Annotated in this window: 20 protein-coding genes; 10 read left to right on the top strand and 10 right to left on the bottom strand. The window is 43.1% G+C overall.

The genetic code is table 11. From position 1 onward, the window contains the following. Positions 1–111 precede the first annotated feature (111 nt). Positions 112–1,809 (top strand): carbon starvation CstA family protein, encoded by a 1,698-nt coding sequence (locus PULV_RS12165; RefSeq protein ID WP_193331848.1) that lies wholly within the window; start codon positions 112–114, stop codon positions 1,807–1,809. Positions 1,810–1,878: 69 nt separating this feature from the next. On the opposite strand, the gene fghA is transcribed toward PULV_RS12165, so the two are convergent. The 5 genes from fghA to PULV_RS12140 form a co-directional block, all read right to left on the bottom strand. Further along, the gene (gene fghA / locus PULV_RS12160; RefSeq protein WP_193331847.1) at positions 1,879–2,724 is read right to left on the bottom strand and encodes an S-formylglutathione hydrolase; all 846 of its coding nucleotides are present in this window, start codon (positions 2,722–2,724) and stop codon (positions 1,879–1,881) included. Between the two features lie 47 nt (positions 2,725–2,771). After that, positions 2,772–3,902: an S-(hydroxymethyl)glutathione dehydrogenase/class III alcohol dehydrogenase gene (locus tag PULV_RS12155; RefSeq protein WP_086745220.1), complete on the bottom strand. Its 1,131-nt coding sequence runs from the start codon at positions 3,900–3,902 to the stop codon at positions 2,772–2,774. A gap of 54 nt (positions 3,903–3,956) precedes the next feature. Further along, on the bottom strand, positions 3,957–4,763 hold the full coding sequence (locus PULV_RS12150) for a PIG-L deacetylase family protein (RefSeq protein WP_193331846.1): 807 nt from the start codon (positions 4,761–4,763) through the stop codon (positions 3,957–3,959). A gap of 75 nt (positions 4,764–4,838) precedes the next feature. Then, positions 4,839–8,000 (bottom strand): efflux RND transporter permease subunit, encoded by a 3,162-nt coding sequence (locus PULV_RS12145; RefSeq protein ID WP_193331845.1) that lies wholly within the window; start codon positions 7,998–8,000, stop codon positions 4,839–4,841. 2 nt (positions 8,001–8,002) lie between these two features. Continuing rightward, positions 8,003–9,193: an efflux RND transporter periplasmic adaptor subunit gene (locus PULV_RS12140; RefSeq protein ID WP_086745217.1), complete on the bottom strand. Its 1,191-nt coding sequence runs from the start codon at positions 9,191–9,193 to the stop codon at positions 8,003–8,005. 157 nt (positions 9,194–9,350) lie between these two features. Here PULV_RS12140 and PULV_RS12135 point away from each other — a divergent pair, with 157 nt between their 5' ends. From PULV_RS12135 to upp, 4 genes are all read left to right on the top strand, one after another. After that, positions 9,351–9,947 (top strand): TetR/AcrR family transcriptional regulator, encoded by a 597-nt coding sequence (locus tag PULV_RS12135; RefSeq protein ID WP_086745216.1) that lies wholly within the window; start codon positions 9,351–9,353, stop codon positions 9,945–9,947. A 459-nt stretch (positions 9,948–10,406) separates the two neighbouring features. Further along, on the top strand, positions 10,407–13,271 hold the full coding sequence (locus tag PULV_RS12130) for a TonB-dependent receptor (protein WP_193331844.1): 2,865 nt from the start codon (positions 10,407–10,409) through the stop codon (positions 13,269–13,271). A gap of 103 nt (positions 13,272–13,374) precedes the next feature. Then, positions 13,375–14,016, top strand: a complete 642-nt coding sequence (locus tag PULV_RS12125) for a lysoplasmalogenase (RefSeq protein WP_193331843.1) — start codon at positions 13,375–13,377, stop codon at positions 14,014–14,016. Positions 14,017–14,038: 22 nt separating this feature from the next. Further along, entirely contained in the window at positions 14,039–14,671 is a 633-nt protein-coding gene (gene upp / locus PULV_RS12120) for a uracil phosphoribosyltransferase (protein ID WP_086745213.1), read from the top strand. On the opposite strand, the gene PULV_RS12115 is transcribed toward upp, so the two are convergent. The 4 genes from PULV_RS12115 to PULV_RS12100 form a co-directional block, all read right to left on the bottom strand. After that, positions 14,668–15,606, bottom strand: coding sequence for a tetratricopeptide repeat protein (locus PULV_RS12115; protein ID WP_193331842.1), 939 nt, complete (start codon positions 15,604–15,606; stop codon positions 14,668–14,670). The genes upp and PULV_RS12115 overlap by 4 nt on opposite strands. A gap of 193 nt (positions 15,607–15,799) precedes the next feature. Next, entirely contained in the window at positions 15,800–17,338 is a 1,539-nt protein-coding gene (locus PULV_RS12110; RefSeq protein WP_193331841.1) for an AbgT family transporter, read from the bottom strand. Positions 17,339–17,788: 450 nt separating this feature from the next. Beyond that, positions 17,789–18,547 carry a substrate-binding periplasmic protein gene (locus PULV_RS12105; RefSeq protein ID WP_193331840.1) on the bottom strand — a complete coding sequence of 253 codons (759 nt, stop codon included), beginning with the start codon at positions 18,545–18,547 and terminating at the stop codon, positions 17,789–17,791. A gap of 226 nt (positions 18,548–18,773) precedes the next feature. Further along, entirely contained in the window at positions 18,774–20,438 is a 1,665-nt protein-coding gene (locus PULV_RS12100; protein ID WP_405127491.1) for a SulP family inorganic anion transporter, read from the bottom strand. Between the two features lie 288 nt (positions 20,439–20,726). On the opposite strand from PULV_RS12100, the gene PULV_RS12095 reads away from it, so the two are divergent. From PULV_RS12095 to PULV_RS12075, 5 genes are all read left to right on the top strand, one after another. Next, on the top strand, positions 20,727–21,941 hold the full coding sequence (locus tag PULV_RS12095) for a lipoprotein-releasing ABC transporter permease subunit (protein WP_193331838.1): 1,215 nt from the start codon (positions 20,727–20,729) through the stop codon (positions 21,939–21,941). Then, the gene (lolD, locus tag PULV_RS12090; RefSeq protein WP_193331837.1) at positions 21,934–22,632 is read left to right on the top strand and encodes a lipoprotein-releasing ABC transporter ATP-binding protein LolD; all 699 of its coding nucleotides are present in this window, start codon (positions 21,934–21,936) and stop codon (positions 22,630–22,632) included. The genes PULV_RS12095 and lolD overlap by 8 nt, the downstream gene beginning before the upstream one ends. Further along, positions 22,629–23,858, top strand: coding sequence for a lipoprotein-releasing ABC transporter permease subunit (locus tag PULV_RS12085; protein ID WP_193331836.1), 1,230 nt, complete (start codon positions 22,629–22,631; stop codon positions 23,856–23,858). Before lolD ends, PULV_RS12085 begins: the two co-directional genes overlap by 4 nt. Positions 23,859–23,870: 12 nt before the next feature. Further along, complete coding sequence (locus PULV_RS12080) at positions 23,871–24,401, top strand: DUF924 family protein (protein WP_193331835.1); 531 nt, start codon at positions 23,871–23,873, stop codon at positions 24,399–24,401. A gap of 116 nt (positions 24,402–24,517) precedes the next feature. Further along, positions 24,518–24,946, top strand: coding sequence for a DUF4826 family protein (locus tag PULV_RS12075; protein WP_193331834.1), 429 nt, complete (start codon positions 24,518–24,520; stop codon positions 24,944–24,946). Here PULV_RS12075 and PULV_RS12070 read toward each other — a convergent pair. Continuing rightward, positions 24,930–25,388: a GNAT family N-acetyltransferase gene (locus PULV_RS12070; protein WP_086745203.1), complete on the bottom strand. Its 459-nt coding sequence runs from the start codon at positions 25,386–25,388 to the stop codon at positions 24,930–24,932. The two genes, PULV_RS12075 and PULV_RS12070, sit on opposite strands and share 17 nt — an antisense overlap. Positions 25,389–25,392 lie beyond the last annotated feature (4 nt).

The raw sequence follows: 25,392 nt of genomic DNA, 5'->3' as shown, positions 1-25,392 counted from the left end.
TTCCTTTTTTTGTTATTAGACTATAGGTTTACAGTCAGTTTCTTAATTTACTGGTACAGTCGTGTAAGACGCAATTTTTACCCACTAACAAAAATAAAAAGGAATATTAACGTGCAATCCATAGCAATTGTTATTTTCGGAATAATCGGAATGCTGTTTGGTTGGTTTGTTTACTCGAAATTTATCGCCAGCAAAATTTTCCAAATGGACGATAAGTTCATAACACCCGCTCATCAACTCAATGATGGTGTTGATTATGTGCCAACCAATAAACTCGTTTTATGGGGACATCACTTCACATCTGTTGCGGGTGCGGCACCGATAGTCGGCCCTGCTATTGCGGTTTATTGGGGCTGGGTCCCTGCGGTGCTGTGGGTTGTACTGGGCACGATTTTTTTTGCGGGTGTCCACGATATGGGCGCATTGTGGGCAAGTAGTCGCCATAAAGGCAAATCAATGGGGGCATTATCTGAGTCTGTGATTGGTAAGCGCACTCGGGCGTTGTTTATGGTGGTGGTCTTTTTAGTGCTGCTGATGGTCAATGCCGTGTTTGGTGTGGTGATTGCCAATTCATTTGTGAGCCAACCGACAGCGGTACTGCCTGCTTGGGCAGCCATTGTTTTTGCTTTAGTGATAGGGCAGTTATTACACCGTAATTTTAATATTATTATGCTGTGTGTTTTTGGTGTGATAGCACTGTATTTGAGTGTTTATGCTGGCAGTATCATGCCACTTGCGTTACCAACTGAAATGTTTGGTTTAAGCGATAAAGCCAATTGGATTATCATTTTATTTGTCTACGCAGCGATTGCCTCTTTGTTGCCGGTTTGGGTGTTATTGCAGCCACGAGATTTTATTAATGGGGTACAATTATTGGTTGGTTTATTCTTGCTCTATGGCGCAGTCTTTTTATTTATGCCTGATATCACAGCGCCAGCGTTTAATACGCAAGTAGCGGTTGATACCCCAAGTATTATTCCGCTGCTATTTGTGACAATCGCTTGTGGGGCAGTTTCTGGCTTTCATGGCATCGTGTCATCAGGAACCAGCTCAAAGCAGTTAGACAAAGATACCGATGCGCGCTTTGTTGGTTACCTTGGAGCGGTTGGTGAAGGGTGCTTAGCATTGATCACCATCGTTGCAGTGAGTGGGGTGACACTCGCTCTATCTCCGGCAGAATGGCATGAAGTTTACAGCCACTTAGGAGCGGGCAGTGTGGGAGCCTTTATTACGGGCGGAGCAAACTTAATTCAAAGTGGCTGGGGGATCCCAAAAGAACTGGCTTCAACCTTGTTGGCTGTCATGGTGGTGTTATTTGCTGGTACAACCATGGATTCTGGCGTACGTCTTCAGCGTTATATCATCCAAGAATGGGGTGATATTTATAATATTAAGCTGATTAAAAATGGCGTTATAGCGACGTTGTTAGCAGTGGCGTGTTGTTTGTTACTTGCATTTGGTGCGGGTGGCTCATCGGGTTCAGGTGGGATGATTATTTGGCCTTTATTTGGTTCGACCAATCAAATTCTTGCTAGTTTAACGCTGTTAGTGATTTCTGTGATGTTAATCAAAATGGGTAAACCTGCACGGTATACCTTGATCCCTATGGTGTTTGTTTTAACCATGGCGTTTTTAGCGGGTCTGATTAAGCTTGCAGAGTATTATGAGCAAGGAAATTGGCTGCTGGTCACGATTGATGCGGTGGTATTGGTAGTCTGTGTAATGGTGATGCTCGAAGCATGGTCAGTGATTGCCAAGCATAACAAACAGCAAGGACAAGCATCAGAACAAGTGTCTGATGAGAGATAAAATGCTTGCGTAATAAAAAAGGTTTACCTGAGGTAAACCTTTTTTTATGGCAAATTAATACTGCCAAAACTAAAAGTGTTGATGATGAAAATGTAAATGATCATCAATAAAGCTACTAATAAAGTAATAGCTGTGATCATATCCTTCTTGCATACGAAAGGTCAGCGGATAGTCCCGTTGTGTCGCAACGTCAATGAATGGTTCTGGCGTTAATTGTTCCGCTAAAAAGTTATCTTTATCACCTTGGTCAACTAACATTGGCACAAACTGGTTAGAATCGATTGCTTTGATGAGCTCAGTTGAGTCATACGCACGCCACTCTTCAGGATCGGCGCCTAAATATCCGCTAAAGGCTTTGATACCCCATGGACATTGGCTGGGCTGGCAAATCGGACTAAATGCGCTAATTGATGAGTAACAATCTGGATTGCGAAGACCGATCATCATCGCACCATGCCCGCCCATCGAGTGGCCCGCTAACGCGCGTTGTGCAGTGACATTAAAGTGGTTTTCAATCACATTAGGTAACTCATCCACAATAAAGTCATACATGTGATAATGAGTCGCCCATGGTTTTTGTGTCGCGTTTACATAAAAACCTGCACCAACACCAAAGTCATAGCTTTTTTCAGTATCATCAGGAATGTTTTCGCCGCGAGGACTGGTATCAGGAGCGACAATACATAGACCGAGTTTGGCCGCAGTTTTAAATGCTCCTGCTTTTTGCATAAAATTCTCATCGCTACAAGTTAAGCCAGATAGCCAGTAAATAACGGGCACCGATTGACCTTGTATCGCCTGAGGCGGCAAAAAAATAGCAAAGCGAGTTGTACTTTTTAATGCCACTGAATCAAATTCAAATTGCTGATGAAGGCCGCCAGCAACTTTATTTTCACTGATTAATTGTATGGTCATAACATACCTTTTTCAGCATCTTTATAAGATGCTGAACATTAAGAGGGTTATTTATCAAAATGAATGACAGAGCGGATACTTTCACCGCTGTGCATTAAATCGAATGCTGAGTTGATCTCATCAAGTGCCATAGTATGAGTAATAAAATCATCAAGCTTAAATTCACCAGCCATATAACGTTCGACAATCTCAGGTAATTCTGAGCGCCCTTTAACGCCGCCAAACGCGCTGCCACGCCATACTCGACCGGTCACAAGTTGGAAAGGGCGAGTTGAAATCTCTTGGCCGGCCCCGGCCACACCAATAATGATTGATTCACCCCAACCTTTGTGACAACACTCTAGGGCTGAACGCATAACATCAACATTGCCAATACATTCAAACGAAAAGTCGACACCACCATCAGTCATCTCGACAATGACTTCTTGAATTGGTTTATCAAAATCTTGTGGGTTGATGCACTCAGTTGCGCCAAGTTTAGTCGCGAGCTCAAACTTGCTGGTGTTGATATCCACACCAATAATCCGTTTTGCGCCAGCCATTTGCGCTCCGATAATGGCAGAGAGCCCAATGCCACCAAGACCAAAAATAGCCACAGTGTCGCCAGCTTGTACTTTTGCTGTATTCATCACTGCGCCCATGCCTGTGGTCACACCACAGCCAAGCAGACAAATTTCTTCAAGCGGCGCTTCTTTATTGACTTTGGCCAATGAAATTTCAGGTAATACTGTGTACTCAGAAAATGTCGAAGTACCCATATAGTGATAAATAGGTTGGCCATCTTTGTAAAAACGAGTTGTGCCATCGGGCATTAATCCTTGCCCTTGAGTGGTGCGAATTTTTTGGCATAAGTTAGTTTTGCCCGATGTGCAGAATTTACACTCACCACATTCGGGTGTGTATAAAGGGATCACATGATCGCCAATAGCAACAGATGTAACACCTTCACCAATCGCTTGAACAACTCCAGCACCTTCATGGCCCATAATGGCAGGGAAAACACCTTCAGGATCTTGGCCTGATAAGGTAAATGCATCAGTATGACACACACCCGATGCGATAATTTTTACTAATACTTCGCCAGCTTTGGGGAGCATCACATCGACTTCTTCGATTGAAAGTGGTTGATTTGGCCCCCAAGCGATGGCCGCTTTTGATTTGATAAATTGGTTTTCCATTCTGGTGTCCTTGCAAGTGAGAGTAGACGTATACGACTAGTTTAAAAGAATTGTTCAATGACGAACATGTTTATCTATGTTTGATTTTTTGTTGTAGTGCGGCAATACATTGAGCACTTGTTGCACGCGAGAAGAAGGAGCGGTTGCGATTAATTCTTCATAGGGTGCTTGGTCAACAAACGCACTAAAAGCGTTGACGATTACAGCAGGAAATTGCGTGCTATGGCTATCAACCGCTAGGATTTTTTGTGCTTTAAAGTGGGTAACATCAACACGGTGGCTAATGAGCGTATCGGTCACCGCGGATTTGATAGGATACTCAAATTGATGGGCTTTAGCGGTCGCTTCGAGACGTTCAGCACGGGTATTTGAGATGCTAAATACCAGTTGGTGTGCAAAATAGCGAGACTGACAAAGCTCAGCAAGGGCAACATGATCACTGTTTGCTGTGATCCCTCCTTGGCTAAAACATAACATCACAGGTGCAGCGTATTGCTTGGCGATTGTATCGATATCCGCAGCAATCTGTGAGAGTTGAGCTGATGTTTGGCCATCTTTGTAACGTAAAAACACTGGAGGTGGAAGTGTTAAGTGCTGAAGAGCTTGCTTTGTTTCATGCTCTCGAACGTTAGCAAGTTTGTCACCTGATAGGCCGCGCCCAGAGCGATCTGAACCTCGGTCGCCAGAGGTGACATAGACAGGCACAACATTAATGTGATGCTGCTGAACATGCATTAACGTCCCCGCAACCCAGGTTTCATCGTCGGGGTGGGCAAATAAAGCAATCACAGTTGGAGTGACACTCTGGTATTGCGCGCATCCAGAGAATAAAACACACAGTAAACACATTATCCCACGCATATTAAGCAATCCTTATGAAATGGCCATAAAGTGAAAAGCAAGCCTAAGCTTGCTTTTCACTTTAATCATATCAGCTTAATCAGCATGTGTGTGCTCTTGTTGGTGATGATGTGCTATTTCATCTTGCAAGGCTTGTTTATCACGAGACTCAAAGAAGCGGCGTTCAGTGAGCCAATAGAAAAACAGCGGAACAAAGAAAATAGCCAAGAAGGTTGCAGCCATCATGCCCCCCATGACCCCTGTTCCGACACTGTGGCGAGCGCCAGCACCCGCACCAGAACTAATTACTAGCGGGACAACCCCTAAAATAAAGGCCAAAGAAGTCATAATGATCGGGCGAAAACGCAGGCGAGCAGCTTCAAGTGCTGCAGCGCTAGCAGACCAGCCTTGTTGGTATTTCATCAATGCATACTCAACAATCAAAATAGCGTTTTTACTGGCCAGTCCTAATAATGTCACCAAGCCAATTTGGAAATAAACGTCATTAGTTAGGCCTGCAATCCACACTGAAATTAACGCGCCAAAGGTGCCAAATGGCAATGCCAGCATCACAGAAAGTGGTAATGACCAGCGCTCATATAAAGCCGCTAAAATTAAAAAGACCATAATGGCGGCCATCGCCAAGGCAAGGCCAGTGGTACCAGAGCTTCGTTTTTCTTGAAACGCTGTGCCAGTCCAGTCATATGTCATATCAGGAGGCAATACTTCTTTGGCAATGCGCTCAAGCTCTGCAATTGCTTGACCCGAACTGTAACCCGGCGCCGCGTTACCCAACATTTTAACTGCAGGTAAATTATTATAACGGTTGAGGCTATCGGGCCCTCGGCTATGCTCAATGTTGGCAAAGGCAGAAATGGGTACCATTTCACCTTGATTATTTTTGACGTAAATCCGGCCTATGTCTTCTGGTGACATTCTAAAGCTTGCCTCAGCAGACATCAGTACTTGCCAAGCACGACCAAATTTATTGAAGTCATTGATATACGCGGTGCCCAATGTGCCAGACAGTGCACTAAAAGCATCGTTAATCTCTATGCCCATTGCACGTGCTTGTTCACGGTCTACATCAACGTTCAGCTGAGGTGTATTAGGGCGCCAAAGTGTTTGAATGCCCGCAATAACGGGGCTTTGTTGTACCGCACCCATCATCATGCCCATGGCTTGCTGTAATTTTTCTGGCCCACCTGCGCCTTTATTTTGAATATAAAATTCAAAACCCCCGGTGCTGCCTAAACCAAAAATGGGTGGAGGATTAAAAGCCAACACTAGCGCTTCTTTAATACCAGCGGTTTTCATAAATAACTCACCAACTAATTGTTTGCTGGTGATTTCACGTTGATCCCAATGCTTTTGAGTGACAAACAATGTCGCGGCACTGTTTTTATAACCGCCACCAATAAAATCAAAACCAGTAAATGCAATCACATTTTCGTTAGCCGGATTTGATTTTGCCGCAGCAATCACTTGTTGGACGACTTCTTCAGTGCGCTCTAAAGAGGCACCATCTGGTAAGAAAATAGCCGAAATATAAAAACCTTGATCTTCATCAGGTACCAGCGATCCGGGCGTTTTTTGCCAAATACCCACAGTGAGCGCAATCATACCGGCAACCAGTACAAAACCAAGTACCCCACGGCGGACAAAAAAGCTGACCGCGTTGACATAATGACCTGTCACACGGTGAAACCAATCATTAAACCATAAGAAAAACTTAGCTGTTTGTTTGTGCTCAGGTTTGAGGATCAGTACACACAAAGCAGGGGTCATGGTCAGGGCAACCACACCAGATAAACTCACAGCAATTGAAATAGTAATCGCAAATTGGCGGAATAGCTCACCTGTTAACCCACCTAAAAAGGCGATAGGCACAAACACAGAACACAGTACTAATACAATCGCCACAACTGGGCCACTGACTTCTTGCATCGCTTTAATGGCAGCCTCACGGGGGTTGAGCTTTTCTTCATGCATTAAGCGTTCAACATTTTCAAGTACCACGATGGCGTCATCGACGACAATCCCTATCGACAGCACCATGCCAAAGAGGGTTAAAGTATTGATGGAATAACCAAGCATGTACAAACCAGCAAACGTACCAAGTAAAGAGACTGGCACGGCGAGAGTCGGGATTAACGTCGCTCGCCAATTTTGTAGGAATAAATACACCACCAAAAACACCAGCACCATCGCTTCAACTAAGGTAATCAGCACTTCACGAATAGAGACTTCAACAAAACGGGTGGTATCGTAGGGAGTTAAATGAGCTAAACCAGTTGGAAACTGTGATTTGATTTCATCGACAGTTTGGTTCACTTGCGCAGCGACATCTAATGCATTCGCACCTGGTTGTAAAAATATCCCTAATAAAACCGCTTGTTTACCATTAATCGTACCGTTGAAATCATAATCTTTTGAGCCTAATTCAACTCGTGCTATGTCTTTCAAGCGTAAGTTACTGCCATCAGAATTGGCGCGAATAATGATGTTCGCAAACTCTTCAGGAGTCGAGAGGCGTCCTTGAGCTGTGACACTGTAAACGATTTCTTGTGCCGAGCTCGATGTTGGGGTTGAGCCTATTTTACCCGCGGCATATTGAGAGTTTTGACTGCGAACAGCTTGGGTGATTTCTTCTACCGTGACTTTCAACTGGCTCATTAAATCAGGACGTAACCAAATACGCATCGCGTAATCTTTGGCACCAAATATTTGTACATTGGTTGTGCCAGGAATGCGTTTAATACGATCAAGCACATTCATGGTGACAAAGTTTGACGTCCACAATGAATCGCGGGTGCCATCAGGAGAATAAAAAGCATGAACTTGTAAAAAGCTCGAGGAACCTTTTTGCACAATCACGCCTTGGCGACGGGTTTCTTCGGGTAAACGCGCTTCAACTTGTTTGACTCGGTTATTGACGTTCACAGCCGCTTGGTCGATATCCGTGCCAATTTCAAAGGTGACTTCTACTGTTGTCACACCCGAACTGGTTGAATTTGATGACATATACATCATGCCCTCAACGCCAGTAATGGCATTTTCTATCGGGGCGGCAACCGTTTGTTCAAGTACTGATGCAGACGCGCCCGGATATACAGCTGTAACCTGCACCACAGGTGGAGCAATTTCAGGGTATTGCGCGATGGGGAGCGCGCGCATAGCCGCTAAGCCTGCTAATACAATGACGATTGAAATAACAAAGGCAAAAATAGGTCTATCAATAAAAAATCGAGAAAACATGATTATTCCTTCGCTGCGGTGTCAGCAGCTAATGCTACTGGCATACCAGGGAAAAAGATTCGAGCCATCCCATCAACGATGACCTGATCACCTGCGTTTAGTCCTTTTCGAATAATCCAGAAATTGCCACTATCGCCCGTTTGGCTTTGTGCTGTCCACTCACCAATCTCCACAGGAGTGGGGCTGGCAATTGTGTGTCCTTGATCATTTTTAAGCATACGGTAAACAAATTTTCCCATGCCATTATCTAAAACGGCACGTTGCGGCACCACAATCGCATTGTCGCGTTTAGCGCCACTTAAAATGACAGTCACAAACTGTCCTGGGCGTAATTGGTAATCAGGATTCGGCATAATGGCTTGCATTTCACTGGTACCAGTCGAAGGATTAATGCGCACGTCACTAAAGTTGACTGAACCTGCAAGCGGGTACATGCGGCCACTTTGTAGTTTAATGTGCGTGGTCCAATGGCCATTTTCTGGCAAAATTAACTGCCCAGCAGCGACATCTTCTCGCATACCGAGTTGTTCTCGCTCAGATAAACCAAAGCGTAAACGGATCGGGTCAAGTTGCGTAATTTGCGTGAGTAATAATTCGGGGCCGGGCACGTATGTCCCTTCAGAGACAAACTCTCTGCCCAGCACTCCACTGACAGGGGATTCAACGCGGGCATATTGTAAATTCAGTTGCGCTTCTTTTAAGCGTGTCTGACTCGATTTTAGCTCGGCTTGTGCTATCTCACGTTCGGAGACGGCATTATCGTAATCTCTTTGTGAAACTGAGCGCTCTTTACGTAATGTTTGTAGGCGGTTTACTTCACGATTGGCTTGATCAAGACGAGCTTGCGCAGCCTGAAGTTGTGCTTCATTCAGGGATTCGTCTAGTAAAAAAGGTTGCAAATCAAGGGTGAAAAGCGATTGCCCCTTTTGGACTTTTTCACCTTCTGAGAAGTTACGTGACTCTAAAATGCCAGCTACACGGGCTCTGACTTCGACTTCTTTTGAACCAGACAAGGTGGCCGGAAGTTCAATCGAAAACTCAGCAGTCGTTGGTTGAACTGACAACACAGAGACCATGGCCGGTGGCATCGCGTGTGCGGCTGCATCAGGTTGTTTTTCAGAACAAGCTGTCAGCAGGCTCAAGACTGAAACAGCTAATAAAGAGGTGGGCCAAAGGGACGAAAAACGTGTCATTTTTAAAAGCTCCAGCTTACAAAGGATCGTTGATAATTTAAAAGTAAACGCAAGTGTATACCTATTATTTAATAAGGTAAACGATAGCGTGTACTTTTTACTGACTTATTTTTATAAAATTAGTTATACTTCTCCCGTAGTTCATCTGGGGGCGATAATGGTTAGAAGTATAGATAAACATAACGATGTGTTATGTGCTGCAATCACTGAGTTTGCACAAAAAGGCATGGTAGCAACTACGATGGAAGCTATCGCCAAACGGGCAAACGTATCAAAACGAACACTATATAAGCATTATTCATCTAAAGATGCACTCTTTGATGCGGTGGTGTCACTATTATTAGCACGGATTGAGAGTTTATGTTGCGTGGCGTATGACGCTGAGCTTGATATTGGGGTGCAACTAAAACAATTGGCACACTTGTCAGTCTCATTGAGTGCTGATCAAGATTACCTGCGCTTATCAAAAATTGTCATCATTGAATCAATGCGCAGCCAAAGCCGTGCAAAAAAATTAGATGAACAATTCAAAAATTGTGAAGTGGGCTTACAAGTATGGTTCACTCAGGCTAAAGAAGCCGGTGCACTTGGAGACTATGATCCGCGTTTTATTGCCTCCTTATTTTTCGGTGGCATTAAGAAACTCACTTTTTGGGATCAAGCGATCCGTTGGCAGCCAGCATTGCCAGAGGATGAGTTAGAACAATTCATTTCACAAACATGTCAGTTATTTAGCTCAGGTTTGAAGGGCTGAACAGGTTTGAATTAACCTGTACTGTTATAGGAGCAATTGTTAATAAATAACCTGTCCTGTTGCTGTTCCTGCGCTTTATTGCCTCCTTTTTATTCAAAATAGCCGCTTATTTCGCGGCTATTTTTGCTCTTGTCAGCCATCAATAATATTGAATTGTTAAAAATTAGGTGACTTAGATGGCTGGCCTCACAGTCAAATGTTGCCATTGAGCAAGGTATTAATAATCCTATATTAGGCGACGCTCGCAGATGAAACTGATTGTTTATTACGCCACTTGATCTTTTTTTATTCGAACCGATGTGACAAGCGTAAAAAAAGTTGCATTTTTATCTAGCTAAATTGCATTTTCATGTAAGGTAATTGGTTGGTATTTAAATACTATCTAACTGATATCTAATGAGTTAAAAGCTTAACGCTTTCATTCATATTTGTTAACTATTGTAATTTTTATGAGGTAATATGTTGCAAGTTAATTTACTGGCGCGCGCTGTCACTTTGGGTTTGGCTTCAAGTGCCATTATTTCTACATTCAGCACACAGGTCATCGCGGCTGAAGCCGAGGCTACTATTGAGCGAGTTCAAGTCACAGGATCACGCATTCTTCGTGAAGGTGCAATTGCGCCATCTCCAGTCACATCAATCAGTGGTAAAGAACTATTATCAACCGGAGCGATGAATATTGGTGAGGCTCTAAATGAACTGCCTTCATTAGCAAATACCTATTCACTGGCTAACTCTGGCAATTATATTGGCACAGCAGGGCTTAATTTACTCGATTTGCGTGGTATGGGTGCAAATAGAACACTGGTTTTGATTGATGGCAAACGCCATGTATCAAGTAGTGCAGGTTCTGCATCGGTCGATACCAATACCATTCCGACAGCTTGGGTTGATTCAGTTGAAATCATTACGGGTGGAGCATCGGCAGTATACGGTGCCGATGCGGTAACGGGTGTGGTGAACTTTAGGCTTAAAAAAGACATCACAGGACTTGATGTTAGCCTTACAGCTGGCAAGGCAGAAGATAACCCGTACAAGAATAGCAAATTGAGCTTTTCTTATGGAGCCGATTATGCCGAAGGGCGTGGTAATGCGGCCATTGCGTTTGAGCTATCGAGCCAAAATGCACTCAATGCGACAGAGCGTGATTTGACTCGTACGCCTTATATGGCAGTCAGAAACCCAGCAGATGGCGATACTAAAGATGAAAATGGCCAAACCATTCATGATGGTATTCCAGATCGCATCACTGTGGCCAATACTGGTTGGTTTGATAGCTCAATTGCAGGTAATTTTTATCTTTCACAAGAAGATGGGATTAATTGGTACATCTTTAATCCTGATGGATCTGTCCGACCACAAAATTTAGGCACGACATACGGTGAATGGGGTCGTTGTACTAACTGTGAATTGTTGAACTTAAAAGAGTATAACGATCTTCAGCCTGATTTTGACCGCTACAACATTAGCATTAAAACAAATTACGACATCAACGATGATGTGCAATTTTATGCAGATGCAAAATACGTCAATAGCCAAGCAAACAGTGAAGGTCAACCATCATTTTTTGAATACGGCTCAGCACTGACCATTACTGCGGATAATGCTTATATTGATGACAGCTTACGCACCCTGATGCAACAAAATCAGCAAGAAGCCATTTATGTACATCGTTTTAATAAAGATGCAGGGCGTCGCTTAGAAAAAAATGAGCGCGAAACAGTGCGATTCGTGAGCGGCTTTGATGGTTATTTAAATGACGATTGGGGATTTGATACTTATTTTGTGCACGGTGAAACGACCCTTGAGCAAACAAATTACAATAATTTAATCCGTAAAAACTTTGCACAAAGCATTGATGCTATTTTAGTGGACGGTCAAGCGGTTTGCCGTGATGAGCAAGCACGTGCCGCGGGCTGTGTACCAACGAGTATTTTTGGTCACGGTGCCGTCAATGAGCAAGCGAAGCAATGGTTTAATACTACTTCAATCTCTGAATCAACCATTACGCAGCAAGTATTCAATGCCAGTGTTTCTAACAGTGCCTTGTTTGATTTACCTGCTGGTGTAGTAGGTTTTGCCGCGGGTATCGAATATCGTAAAGAGCAAAGCGACAGTGTGCCAGATGAATTTGCAGCGACAGGTGCTACATTCTTAAACTCTTTACAAGAAGAGCACGGCAAGTTTAATGTCAAAGAAATTTTCGCAGAATTTACTGTGCCTTTGATTGCTGATCAGTTTTTGATTCAAGATTTAGTTTTTGATTTTGCAATTCGCTATGCTGATTACAGTTCAATTGGTGATGCAACAAGCTGGAAGACAGGTCTTGACTGGACGATTGATGAAGAAGTGCGTGTAAGAAGCACGTATTCAATCGCACTCAGAGCGCCTAATATTGGTGAGTTATTTGGCCCGCAAAACCAAACGTATTTCCGTGTGGACGATCCGTGTAGTGCGCAATATGCACAATCTGCGATTCGTGTACAAAACTGTGCCGCGCTTGGGATCCCTGCGGATTTTGATCCGACCGCCACTGCGTCGAGCATTGAAGGATTAAGCGGAGGCAATCCAGACTTGCAACCTGAAGAGTCAACTAGCTTTACTGTTGGTTTGGTATACGAGCCACAAATGGTTGATGGTTTTGTGCTCACGCTTGATTACTGGTCAATCGAAATTGACGATGCTATTTCAAGTGTATCAGCGCAAAATATTCTTGATCGTTGTGTTGATTCATCAACGGGTATCGACAATCAATTTTGTCAGTTGATTGAGCGTGATCCTAACAATCATGAGCTAAAACTAATTACTTCCATTAGCCAAAATGTCGCAGCACAAAATGCCAGCGGGATAGACTTTGAGATAGGTTATGATTTTGAAGCTCTGGCTGGTAATTTTAAAACTAAATTGGTAGGTACGTATTTAAAATCACGTAAAACGTATTCATTCCAAGATAATCCACATGATTTTGAAGAAAATGCCGGCACTGTAGGCGAAGCCAAGTGGCAGCAAAACTTCAGTGTGGAATATCAACAAGATGAATGGACAGCCAATTGGAAAACCCGTTACCTAAGTGATGTGGATTTATATAATCAACAAGACTTAATAACGAACCCAGATCCTTCCGACATCATGTATTACGGCAGTTATTTTGTCTCAGATATCAGTGTTGCGTACGCATTTGATTCTGGGGTAAGTGTGTCTGTTGGCGTTGATAATGTTTTTGATCGCGATTTGCCAGGTGTTACAACTGGCACTGGGGCGGGTAGTGCCAGTTATGACAATTTAGGTCGTTTCTATTACAGCTCAGTCTCGTATCGTTTTTAATAAAAACGCATAAAAGATGAAAAAGCGGCCGACTAGGCCGCTTTTTTATTGGGTCATCGACAAAGTTTGGTATGATTGTTTTTTATAAAAATAAACAGCCACTATGACCACGATACTTTACATTATTACCGCACTTGCGCTCGCCCATATTATTGCAGACTATTATCGCGTCTGGCAGGCCAGTTATCTGCTCAAACCTGCCACCACTATGAGTATAATTTTCCTCGCTCAATACTTAACTTGGCCAGCGTTTGATATGTTTACCGCATTGGTGATTTTTGCTTTAGTTTTTAGCTTATTGGGCGATATTTTTTTAATGCTGCGCTCAGATCGTTTTTTGGCCGGTTTAATTAGTTTTTTTATTGCTCATGTCTTGTATATCAGTGCATTTTTGTACGCAGCCCCGCTCACAATTCATTTAGGACTATTAATTGGCCTAATGCTGGTGGGCTCAGGTTATTTATATGTCGTTTTACCAAAAGCGGGGCAATTACAAATTCCGGTTGTTGCATATGGACTCGTTTTACAACTTATGGTGCTCAGTGCAGGCAGCTTTGCCATGGCTGAGGGCCATTCATCATCTCAATATTTATGTTTGATTGGTGCGCTGTACTTTATATTTTCGGACTCGGTACTGGGCTTTTCTCGCTTTGTAAAAGCATGGCCTATCAGCCACAGTATTGTACTTGGCAGTTATTATTTAGCCCAAACATTACTGGTGTTTGGTTTATTATCACCCCGCTAACGATCCGTTCAAGGAAAAAATTATGACTATTGAAGCAATTGACCATCCGTTAATTCATCACAAAATGGCATTGCTGCGCCAAGCTAAACTGAGCTCGCGTGAATTTCGCCAGCTCAGTAATGAAATCGCTGCTCTGCTGACTTATGAAGCGACAAAATCTCTGCCTTTAGAGCGTTATTCATTCAGTGGCTGGAATGGTCAAATGAATGGGCAAAGAATTGCAGGCAAAAAGCTCACCGTGGTGCCAATATTGCGTGCAGGAGTGGGGATGCTTGATGGTGTCTTGTCTATGGTTCCTGCAGCCAAAATCAGTGTCGTTGGGCTCTACCGTGATGAAGAAACACTAACACCAGTTCCTTATTTCGACCGTATTGTTTCCAATATGGCTAATCGTAGCGCATTGATTATCGATCCGATGCTCGCAACCGCAGGCTCGATGATTGCCACAGTGCAGCTTTTAAAAGAGGCCGGATGTACAGATATTAAAGCGCTCGTGTTAGTGGCAGCACCAGAAGGCTTGAAGAATATGCAGCACACTCATCCCGATGTGAGTATTTATTGCGCCGCCATTGATAGCCACTTGAATGAGCAAGGATATATTATTCCTGGGCTGGGTGATGCAGGCGATAAAATTTTTGGCACTAAGTCGAATTAATTTATCAGACGCGACTGCTTGGCAATGTCTTGTTTTAAAGTGCGATATAACTCATGCCTAAATGTGGGCAGGTGCTCAGCATTAATCAAGGCAAACTGTGAGTGGGCTTGTTCAAACTCTGACTGTGCAAGCAGCGATTCTACCAGACGTAATTGATAGACGGCGCGATTGGGCAAATCTTGCGCGTCGTTAGCAATTTTAACTGCAATATAAAATGCATCAGCAGCGGAGCGATAAGCCTGTAAATGTAAATACATCATACCAATGTTCGCTTGAATAACGGCAACCTGTTGTTTATCACCTGCCAACTTTGCCCAATATAAGGCTTGCGTATAATAATCAACCGCAAGCTCTCGATCTTGTAACTGCGTAACTGCTTGCGCTAAATTAGCGTACAACTCGCGGTTAAACACCGGCTCGTAACGTTTTCCTAACTGAGTTTCTAAACGGATTAGAATTCGAAATGCACGCTGGGGTTCACCGTTTACGTGTAGTAAATTGGCAATATCAATTAAACGAGTCGGATCAGGTAATTGATTATTCAGCCCTTCTAACTGCATTATCGCGTGATTCAAAATGTTTGATGCTTCAGCGTTTTTTCCCATCTGATAAAGGCATTTGGCTAAATAAATTTCGACTTGAGTTAAAAATGCCTTTGGTAACTCGGGTTGTTTGACAATCTCGCTCACCTCATTATAGAGCGCCTCGTATTGATGCAATTGAAATAATAACTCTAACATCGTGAGTTTAGTTTCATACCATTTGGGGCTCAGCGGCTCTAAGGTGCTTAAGAAATTTTGCTGCTCAACTAAACAATCAGATGCGTTTGATTCGCAGACAAATTCAAAACGTTTGAACGCTGAATCGATTGCATATGCGGGCGTGAGGGCACTTACACTAATAATGATACTGATCAGACGGATAAAAAACGGCATCCAGATGAACCTAAATAATGGAGTCGCTAAACGGTATCGTTAAAGCGTGATAGAAGCAATATTCGACTGTAACACAATGTAAATATGGCAGGTGAAAAATCAATCGGGTTGGTGGATAGTTGAAATGAACACTCGATGCTAGGCAATAAACAGGCTGTCAGCAGGGACAGCCTGTTTAATATCTTAAACGCTTTTAATAAGTGTAACTCGCTTGCAGACCAAGTGGTGCGCCTATTGCCCAATATGCTAATAAGAAACACGTCCAGCCAATCAAAAAGGCGATAGAGAAGGGCAGCATTAACGCGATAAGCGTGCCAATCCCAGTGTCTTTAACGTATTTTTGACAATACACCACGACTAATGGGAAATATGGCATCAATGGCGTAATGATGTTTGAGCTTGAGTCACCGACACGGTAAGCCGCTTGTGACAAATCAGGGGATATACCCAATTGCATCAGCATTGGAACAAAAATTGGCCCTAGTAAAGCCCATTTGGCAGAGCTTGAGCCGACAAATAGGTTCACAAAAGCGGTTAAGAAAATAATGCCCACTATGGTGACTGTACTTGGTAAAGCAAGCGCTTTTAACACTTCAGCTCCTTCAATGGCCATTAACGCTCCCAAGTTAGAACTTGAAAAAGCAGCAATAAATAAAGCACAGAAAAAAGCCATTACAATGTAATAAGCCATTGAAGACATTGACTTACTCATCGCATCAATCATGTCTTTACTGGAGGTGAAAGTGCCTGTAACAAAACCATATACAGCACCTGGGATCCAAAATAGAAGGAAGATGAGCGGCACAATCGATTGCATCAATGGAGCGGTGAATTCTGTTAGCGAACCCGATGGACTCCGCAAAGGTGAATTTGGTAATGATGAGGTATAAGCGAGTAACGCCACCCCAGCGAGCATCACAGAGGCTGCTATTACAAAGCCTTTTTTCTCTTTAGGTGTGGCTTCATCAAAAGAGGGCAGCTCATTGGTATCACCATCCACTTTGGTATTGGCCAGGCGTGGCTCAATAATTTTATCGGTAATGTACCAACCGAGTAATACGATAAATAAGCTCGACGCAGAAGCAAAAAACCAGTTATTAAGTGGATTCACCACGATTTCTGGATCAATAATTCGTGCAGCACTTTGGGTAAAGCTTTGTAATAACGGATCAATCCCTGAAGGAATAAAGTTTGCCCCAAAACCACCACTGACCCCAGCAAAAGCCGCCGCGATCCCCGCAAGAGGGTGACGGCCCATGGCATAAAAAATCACGCCCGCAAGTGGAATAACCAAAACATAGCCCGCATCGGTGGCTGTATGGCTGACAATGGCAATTAAAATGATTGAAGGCGTAAGTAAAAACTTTGGCGTGCGCTTAAGCATCAGTTTTAAGCCAGTATTGATAAAGCCAGAATGCTCTGCCACACCGACACCTAACATCGCGACCAACACTACACCTAAAGGCGCGAAGGTAGTAAAGGTTTTAACCAGTGAGGCTAAAAATCCGGCGAGTGCATCACCACTGAGTAAATTATGAATCACAATCGGTGCACCAGTACGCGGGTCGATAGCATCGAATTGTGTGTTTGCAAATAGCGCTGACAACACCCAAATGAGCAGCATCGCCATTAAAAATATCATTGCCGGATCAGGCAATGCGTTGCCCAAACGTTCAATCGAGTTTAAAAAACGATTGACTAAACTTGGCTTTACGTTGTTTGTTTTATCCATGTTTCAATCCATTTACTGTGTTTGGGTCTAGATACTACCTTTATTAGGAAAAAATCAAAATCATTCTCGATAAATCAGCACAAAAAAGCGGGAGAGTAACAGTGGATGGGGGAATATTAATCAATTAACGCTAACAATCACTAGGGGCTGCTGATCTTTCGTGATTATTTTTGCAGCGAATTGTTGGGTATTTATACAAGGCAGCGCTTTTGTGGTGTAGCGAGCTACACGAAAAAGCGATAACGCAGTAGAAATACCCAACAAACGCTGCCCGAAGGGTTCGACTAAAAGCGTATTTCTCTTTGTTGAGCAGTATTTGCTTAGAATGACTAGGCTACACACTGCTCGTCGCGATAAATACGCTTTTATCCCGAACAAAATTTAACCATGAAAGATCAACAGCCCCTAGGCATTCTTTGATTGTGATGATTTTAAGAGGTAGAGCGGCGGTTAATGTGCAACTGTAAACGTTGGGTAGGCTAAGCCCCAGCGAGTCAAAATCCGCTGGTATTCACCATTTTGTTTAATGAGTGCCAGTGCGTTAATAATTTGTTCTGCAACCTTGGGGTCGATATCTGCGTGAGCTGCGATATACAAATCATGCGGAAAGTCTTGGATTGCTAATTTTTGCTCCACGGCTTCAGGTGGCAAGTTAGCACTGGCGAGCTCGCGCTTTAGGGCTATATTATTCGTTAATACATAATCGATGCGTTCTTTAAACAATAAGTGCCACATCTGATCAAAATTAACACTCAATACTAGGTTGTGTTCTTCTGTAAAGCCTTGTTGTTTTAAAAATGTCTCACTGTAATACCCACGAATAGTACCCACGGTTCTTTTTTTTGCGTGATCAAGTGAATCCAGTTTTTCAGTGTTTGTTTTCAAGCCAACTAAAAATGCGGTGGTTTGGTAGGTTTGTCCAAGCCATTTAAATTGCTGCTCTCTGCCGGGTGTACGTAATAAGGAAAACATTAAGGTTTCGGGTTGAATTTGAGTTTGGTGGTATGCCCGTGCAAATGGCATTAGTTCGATACGAATAGTGAGATCAGTCCGCTGCGCGATAGCATGTATGACATCGACTAACGCACCCTCTGGCTGATTATTTTGATTAAAATAATGAAATGTTGGCAGCTCCTCTGCAACAAAGGTCACAGTTTGACTTGAGCACACAGCTGAATATAACAATAAGCAAAGACAGAACAACTTCATATTCGTTTACTCACAACATTTAATTGTCGTCACATTAACGCGCAATGTGTCGATAAATCAAGTGAAAATCCCACCTGATGGATGTGTTTAGTCTATCTGTTTGCTTAGGGGCAGTTGATCTTTCGTGGTTAAATTTTGTTCGAGATAAAAGCGTATTTATCGCGGCGAGTAGTGTGTAGCCTAGCATTCTAAGCAAATACTGCTCAACAATTCGCTGCAAAAATCATCACGAAAGATCAACATCCCCTCGGCTTTCTTCTGATTCATTGTGGATTTCAATGATGGCAAGCGCATGATTAAGCGCGGATACTCGATCTTTAGCAAATTGATTATCCGGTATTAATTCATTAATTCCAAGGCGTGCCAATTTATCGTTTGCATCGGTATTGGGCGAATAGATGATGACATCACAATCAGCATCGATGGCATCTTTGATGGCATTTTCAAGGGCTAAGCCAACCGTCACGTCGATCATTGGTACATCACTTAGGTCTAAAATCATGACTTGGTATTGACTGACAGAGGTATGTTGACGAGAAATCGCTTTTGATACACTAAAGATCATCGGGCCAGACAAATAGAAAAACAGCACTTGCCCATTGGCTTGGTCGAGTAATTGCCGTTCTTGCTTGGTTAATGGCACATCATCGTCATCGGCATCACTGATGGCGCGGACATTTTTAGCTTGTTCTCGGCTTAGGCGCTCAATCACCAGTATATTAGAAATAAAGACCCCTAAACCTACCGCAACAATTAAGTCGATAAAAACAGTCAATAACATCACACCGTACATAATGAACGTTTGCTGCAGACTGACTTTGTGGGCGCGATGTAAAAAGCTCCAATCCAAAATATTAAAACCGACATAAACCGCAATACCTGCTAACGCTGCCATCGGAATAGGTTGGGTCAAATTACCCGCAACAAATACCACAAGCATTAAGATCAGGGCGCGAATGATACCGGATAGAGGCGAGCGAGCACCTACTTGAATATTGACCACAGTACCCATTGTTGCACCTGCACCAGGCAGCGCACCAAATAGCCCCGAAATCATATTCGCAGCCCCTTGGCCAATTAATTCTTTATTGGAGTCATGCTCTGTACGGGTCAAGCTGTCGGCAATCACAGCCGTTAACAAAGTATCAATGCAGCCAAGGGTGCCTAACACCAAAGCATCGATTAGCATACTGGTGAGTAAATCCCAAGAAAAAGTAGGTAAAACTAATGCGGGCAGGCTGCTTGGGATTTCACCAATTCGGCGAATACTGTCTTGATCAAATAACACGATAGAAATTAAGGTCACAGCCACTAAAGCAACCAGCTGGGGCGGGGCAAAGCGACGATATTTTTCAGGTAAATAAAATAAAATACCTAGGGTTAGAATGCCTAGGAATAGCTCAGCAAAATGAAGGTCTAAAATGAGCTCAGGCAGATGAGAAATGGTACCGATTACACCGCCGTTTGGTGCGGCATGGCCTAACAATGGCGCTAATTGGAGAATAATTAAAATAACACCAATGCCTGACATAAACCCTGAAATAACACTGTACGGCATCAAGGTGACATATTTCCCAAGCTTTAATGCGCCAAGCAACATTTGAAACGCACCAGCCAACATGACGACAGTAAAAGCAATAGCTGCGCCTTGTTCGGGGTATTTTGCGACCATAGTGGTTAACACGGCAGTCATAATGACCGTCATCGGACCGGTGGGTTCAGAAATCAACGAGGTCGAGCCACCAAACAATGCTGCAAACAAGCCAACAAGAATGGCACCCCAAATACCTGCTTCGGCTCCTGCGCCCGAGGCGACACCAAATGCAAGGGCTAATGGCAACGAGATGATTGCAGTGGTGACACCGCCAAATAAATCCCCTTTAACATTCATATGAGCAAAGCGTTGAAAAGACAATGTTAAAACCTCGAAAGATAAAATCTGGCGCATTTTAACACCCTATCAGTGTGATGGTAGCCTTGGGCGGGAATAAGGGGCTTTTTTTTCACTGATCAGATCTGTTAAGCACATTCTAGGCGATGAGTCGCCCAATTGACGCTAAAAGCTGCTAAACCTAACAAATATTTACATAAATATGTTGCTCGGTCGCACAGACATGAATGATTTTAGTGTTAGAATCCCAATACATTTGTTGGCAGTGTGTCATGCAGGAACTTATTGATGTATCAACCGGTTAGTTTGTTTATTGGGCTTCGTTACAGTCGAGCAGCCAAAGGCAATGCGTTTATTTCGTTTATTTCTTTCTTCTCGATAACGGGTATCACACTGGGTTTGATTGCATTGATTACAGTCATTTCTGTTATGAATGGCTTTGAAGATAAGCTCAAAAAAAGTATGTTAGGGTATATCCCTCACATTAGTTTAGAAAATCAAAACCATACACTTGAAGATGTTGAGCAATTTGCACTTCAGTTTCAGTCCGATCCGCGCATTAACCATATTACGCCTTATGTAAAAGCCGAAGCGCTATTACAAACCAGCGCTGAAATTAGGCCAATTCTATTGCAAGGTGTGTTTTTGACTGAACAGTTCACCGCGCTGCAAGATAAAATGACTCAAGGGCAGTGGCAACGCTTGTTTTCCACTCGTTATAGCATTGCGATGAGCCAATACTTGGCAAATAAATTACAACTGAGAGTTGGCGATCAAGTTCGAGTGATTGTGCCTGCAGCCTCGAGTTTTACCCCAGTTGGACGTGTGCCCAGCCAACGGCTTTTCACCTTAGTTGCTACATTTTCGACAGGCTCTGAAGTGGATACAGCACTAGCTTTTACACGGGGGGAATTTGTATCTCGGTTACTGAAAACATCACCAGAGAAAGTCCCTGAAATAGCCTTTGAGCTTAATGATGCGTTTTTAATCGATGAAATATTAAACGATTACCACATTCACTTTAGCCAATTTACAACAACGGATTGGCGGGCAACACAAGGCACTTTGTTTAGCGCTGTCGCAATGGAAAAACGCATTATGTCGCTGTTATTGGGATTAATTATCTTAGTGGCTGTATTTAATATTGTTTCAGCACTCATCATGATGGTGGGGGAAAAACAATCAGAAGTGGCAATCTTACAAACATTAGGGTTAACTCCCGCTAAAATCCAGCAGGTGTTTATTGTACAAGGTTTATATAATGGGGTGCTTGGCACCGTCATTGGGGCCAGTTTAGGTGTATTATTTGCCGCCAATATCAATGAGATTTTAGCTGCGGTCGGCTTACATTTTTTAGGAGGGGCGGCGTTACCTGTCCTTTTTGAACCGATGCAATTAACACTCATTTTCACCAGTAGCATCGCGATGAGTTTTATCGCCACATTATATCCCGCAGCAAAAGCCGCCGCAATTCGCCCAGCAGAGGTATTAAGATATGAATAAATTAGTCGTTAATTGCCAACAAATAGGCAAAGTCTATCAAGATGGGGCACTCAGTACTGATGTGCTCAATGGGGTCGATTTACAGCTAGAGCAAGGTGAGATGTTAGCGATTGTTGGCAGCTCAGGCTCTGGTAAAAGTACCTTACTTCATATCTTGGGGACGCTTGATCAGGCGAGCAGCGGTAAAATGATGATTTTAGAACAAGACATCGCTGCGTTATCTCGTAAAGAACAGGCGATGTTTCGTAACCAGCATTTGGGCTTTATTTATCAATTCCATCATTTATTGATGGAATTCACCGCTTTAGAGAATACCGCAATGCCACTTTTAATCGCTGGAATGGCTGCTAAACAAGCACATCAAAAAGCCGCTGCGATGTTAGAAAAAGTGGGGTTAAGTCATCGGCTCAATCATAAACCTTGGGAATTATCAGGTGGAGAGCGACAGCGAGTGGCCATTGCCCGTGCACTAGTCAATGAGCCTGCCTTAGTGCTTGCTGATGAACCTACAGGAAACCTTGATAAGCAAAATGCCCTTAATATTTACCAGCTGATCCATGAGTTGAATCAGACATTAAAAACAAGTTTTATTGTTGTTACACATGATCTTGAATTAGCGGCAAAATTAAATAAAAGTGCTTATTTAGATGAAGGAAAGCTGAAATTTCATCAGCAGGTGAGGTCAGCGTGAGACTCAGTTATTTTCTCAGTCGTCGTTTTAGACAAGCCAAACATGCAAACGGGTTTATCGGATTTATTGGTAAAGCATCCAGTACAGGTATTGCATTAGGGATCACTGTCTTAATTGTGGCGCTTTCGGTTTTCAATGGTTTTCAGCAGCAACTTGAGGAGCGTTTATTGTCTGTGATCCCCCATGTTGAATATGATGCACCGGAGCAACCAATCAAGCATTGGCCGCAAAAAGTGGCATTATTAGAAACGCAACCTGGGGTCAGTGCTGCAGCGCCAGTGATTAAATTAAACGGGATGGCGCAGTTTAAAACGCAACTCAAAGCGGTCGAAATCCGCGCCATTATGCCAGAGCACGAAATCAAGGTCTCGAAAATATCTGATTTTATCTCTGCTGCTGCGCTCAATGAACTCTCCGATGGGCAGGTGATTCTAGGTCAGCAAGTAGCCAAACAACTTGGCGTTGAAATAGGGGAAACCGTCACCTTTTTACTGCCTGATTTGACCAAAGATAACAGTTTATCGGCGGCCAAAAAACAGCGCTTAACCCTCGTTGGTTTAATCGAAATGGGCGGACCGGTTGATCACAGCAGCGCACTGATCCATTTATCGCAGGCACAACAGATACTGGGTTATCAAGCTGATGAGGTGAGTGGTTTACGCATGGCCGTTTTGGATGTGTTTTCGGCAAATAAAATTGCGATGTCAGCGGGAGCAAAGTTAAGCGACTATGTTTATGTCAATACGTGGTTTCGAAGTCAAGGAAACCTGTATCAAGATATTCAAATGGTTCGGACCATTATTTATCTAGTGGTGTTTTTGATTATTGCGGTCGCGAGTTTCAATATTGTCTCGACGTTAGTGATGGAAGTGAAAGAGAAACAGGCCAATATTGCTATTTTAAAAACCATGGGCGCCACAGATAGCGTGATTATCAGTACCTTTATTTATCAAGGGTTATCGCAGGCACTGATCGGGATGGGTTTTGGTACAATTTTCGGGGTGGTGTTGGCTATTTGGATCCCTGATTTATTTTTGTGGTGGAATCAGTTTAGTGGCACTAATGTTTTGGCTGGTGCGTACTTTGTGGAGTTTTTACCTTCAAAATTGGTAGTGGGTGATGTGTTTGTCACCTTAGCGGTGACAACATGTATGACGTGCATTGCGACCATTTATCCGGCTTGGCAGGCAAGCCGAATAGATCCTGCCAAAGTACTTGGGCAATAAAAGGAGACACCCATGGATTATCATCCTATTTATAGGTTTTGGTTTGAAGAGTGTCAGCCCTCGGACTGGTTTCAAAAATCAGATGAATTCGATCAAATGATTACAGAGCGTTTTTATTCATACCATCAAGCGGCTAGAAATGGCGAGCTGCACCACTGGCGTGATAGTGCACTAGGTAGTTTATGTGAAATCATCATCCTTGATCAGTTCAGCCGTAATATTTTTCGTGGCAAAGCTGAGGCGTTTGCCTGCGATCCACAGGCATTGACGTTAAGCCATTTTGCGATTGAAAAAGGCTTTGATAAAAGATTAAATGATTCTGAGCGTACCTTTATGTACTTGCCATTTATGCACAGTGAAAGTTTGCTCATTCATGATATTGCATTGCGTTTATTTCAGGGGAGCGAACAGGCATCATTCGAACATGCCCATCGAGATATCTTGCTACGATTTAACCGCTATCCTCACCGTAATGAAGCACTCGCAAGGGTATCGACCTCGGATGAATTACGCTTTTTAGAGCAAGAAAATAGCAGCTTTTAGTTAAAGTAGGGTAAATTTTAAGCGTTACAATGCTTTGCGGCTGAGATTCGGGGTAAATACTTGATAACAGCCTGATAACATCATAGAGTAAGCGCAAACCATTTGGAGAAGTAATAATGGAACAAACAAATACAACTACCGAGCCAACAGAGCAACAAATTGCCCAGTGGCAACGTGACACATTCGAAAATTCACAAAAACACTTAGCATCGAAGGGGATCATTCCTCAATCAGTGTTTGACAAAGAAAGCCGTTATTTAGCACCATTTTTTGCAGTGTGGAAAATTAAATCGCAAAATGGCAAGTCTTACTGGGTAATTTCGGGCCGCTTACCAACTGACCATGTTGAAGCATCTGTTGCTGCAACAGCGCGCGACGCAATTCGTCATTTTTCTTTTCAATGGCAGTTAAAAGCAGATGAAATTGTTCAAAGCGGAATAAAAGAGCAAACACAGCTCGATTTTGCAAACTTATTGGTCAATCGTGCACACGGTTTGTATGAATTTTTTGAAAAAGATGAACTGTGGACTAATGAACCAGCGTAAATGGTTCAGGGTTAAAATTGGAAACGGGACAACTCAAGCGTAGCCTTGGGATCCCGGCTTCCATAAACACATGGCCTTGCGCCTCAAACCCCGCATTTAAAAATTTATCGGTTTCTTGCAAAATACAATTAAACGACACTTTTTCAATTCCTTGTTTTTTAGCTAATTCAACCAAAAAACTAAAGACCATCTTGTACACTTGTTGATTTCTGTGGCTGGCCAACACAGCGACGCGGCTCATTAAACCGTCATCACTTAAGCGGCCGGTTGCTATGACCGCTTCATGTTCATTTTTTAAAATAATATGTCTTGCTAAGCTATCGAGAGTATCGAATTCAACATTTTTGGGAATGTGGTATTCACACACAAAGACTTTTTCACGTATCGCCTTAAGTTCTTTTTGACTATTTAGCCAATTAACTTGATGAACGTGGTAAGACATATAC

It is taken from the genome of Pseudoalteromonas ulvae UL12 (assembly GCF_014925405.1).
Taxonomy (GTDB): Bacteria; Pseudomonadota; Gammaproteobacteria; order Enterobacterales; family Alteromonadaceae; genus Pseudoalteromonas; species Pseudoalteromonas ulvae.
This window is presented reverse-complemented; position numbering and strand designations above follow the sequence as displayed.

Coding starts and splice junctions, on each gene's coding strand:
- PULV_RS12080 (WP_193331835.1), top strand. CDS start 23,871: ATGGATTATCATCCTATTTATAGGTTTTGGTTTGAAGAGTGTCAGCCC.
- upp (WP_086745213.1), top strand. CDS start 14,039: ATGACTATTGAAGCAATTGACCATCCGTTAATTCATCACAAAATGGCA.
- PULV_RS12155 (WP_086745220.1), bottom strand. CDS start 3,902: ATGGAAAACCAATTTATCAAATCAAAAGCGGCCATCGCTTGGGGGCCA.
- PULV_RS12070 (WP_086745203.1), bottom strand. CDS start 25,388: ATGTCTTACCACGTTCATCAAGTTAATTGGCTAAATAGTCAAAAAGAA.
- PULV_RS12115 (WP_193331842.1), bottom strand. CDS start 15,606: ATGCCGTTTTTTATCCGTCTGATCAGTATCATTATTAGTGTAAGTGCC.
- PULV_RS12075 (WP_193331834.1), top strand. CDS start 24,518: ATGGAACAAACAAATACAACTACCGAGCCAACAGAGCAACAAATTGCC.
- lolD (WP_193331837.1), top strand. CDS start 21,934: ATGAATAAATTAGTCGTTAATTGCCAACAAATAGGCAAAGTCTATCAA.
- PULV_RS12150 (WP_193331846.1), bottom strand. CDS start 4,763: ATGCGTGGGATAATGTGTTTACTGTGTGTTTTATTCTCTGGATGCGCG.
- PULV_RS12110 (WP_193331841.1), bottom strand. CDS start 17,338: ATGGATAAAACAAACAACGTAAAGCCAAGTTTAGTCAATCGTTTTTTA.
- PULV_RS12135 (WP_086745216.1), top strand. CDS start 9,351: ATGGTTAGAAGTATAGATAAACATAACGATGTGTTATGTGCTGCAATC.
- PULV_RS12145 (WP_193331845.1), bottom strand. CDS start 8,000: ATGTTTTCTCGATTTTTTATTGATAGACCTATTTTTGCCTTTGTTATT.
- fghA (WP_193331847.1), bottom strand. CDS start 2,724: ATGACCATACAATTAATCAGTGAAAATAAAGTTGCTGGCGGCCTTCAT.
- PULV_RS12125 (WP_193331843.1), top strand. CDS start 13,375: ATGACCACGATACTTTACATTATTACCGCACTTGCGCTCGCCCATATT.
- PULV_RS12100 (WP_405127491.1), bottom strand. CDS start 20,438: ATGAATGTTAAAGGGGATTTATTTGGCGGTGTCACCACTGCAATCATC.
- PULV_RS12095 (WP_193331838.1), top strand. CDS start 20,727: ATGTATCAACCGGTTAGTTTGTTTATTGGGCTTCGTTACAGTCGAGCA.
- PULV_RS12140 (WP_086745217.1), bottom strand. CDS start 9,193: ATGACACGTTTTTCGTCCCTTTGGCCCACCTCTTTATTAGCTGTTTCA.
- PULV_RS12130 (WP_193331844.1), top strand. CDS start 10,407: ATGTTGCAAGTTAATTTACTGGCGCGCGCTGTCACTTTGGGTTTGGCT.
- PULV_RS12105 (WP_193331840.1), bottom strand. CDS start 18,547: ATGAAGTTGTTCTGTCTTTGCTTATTGTTATATTCAGCTGTGTGCTCA.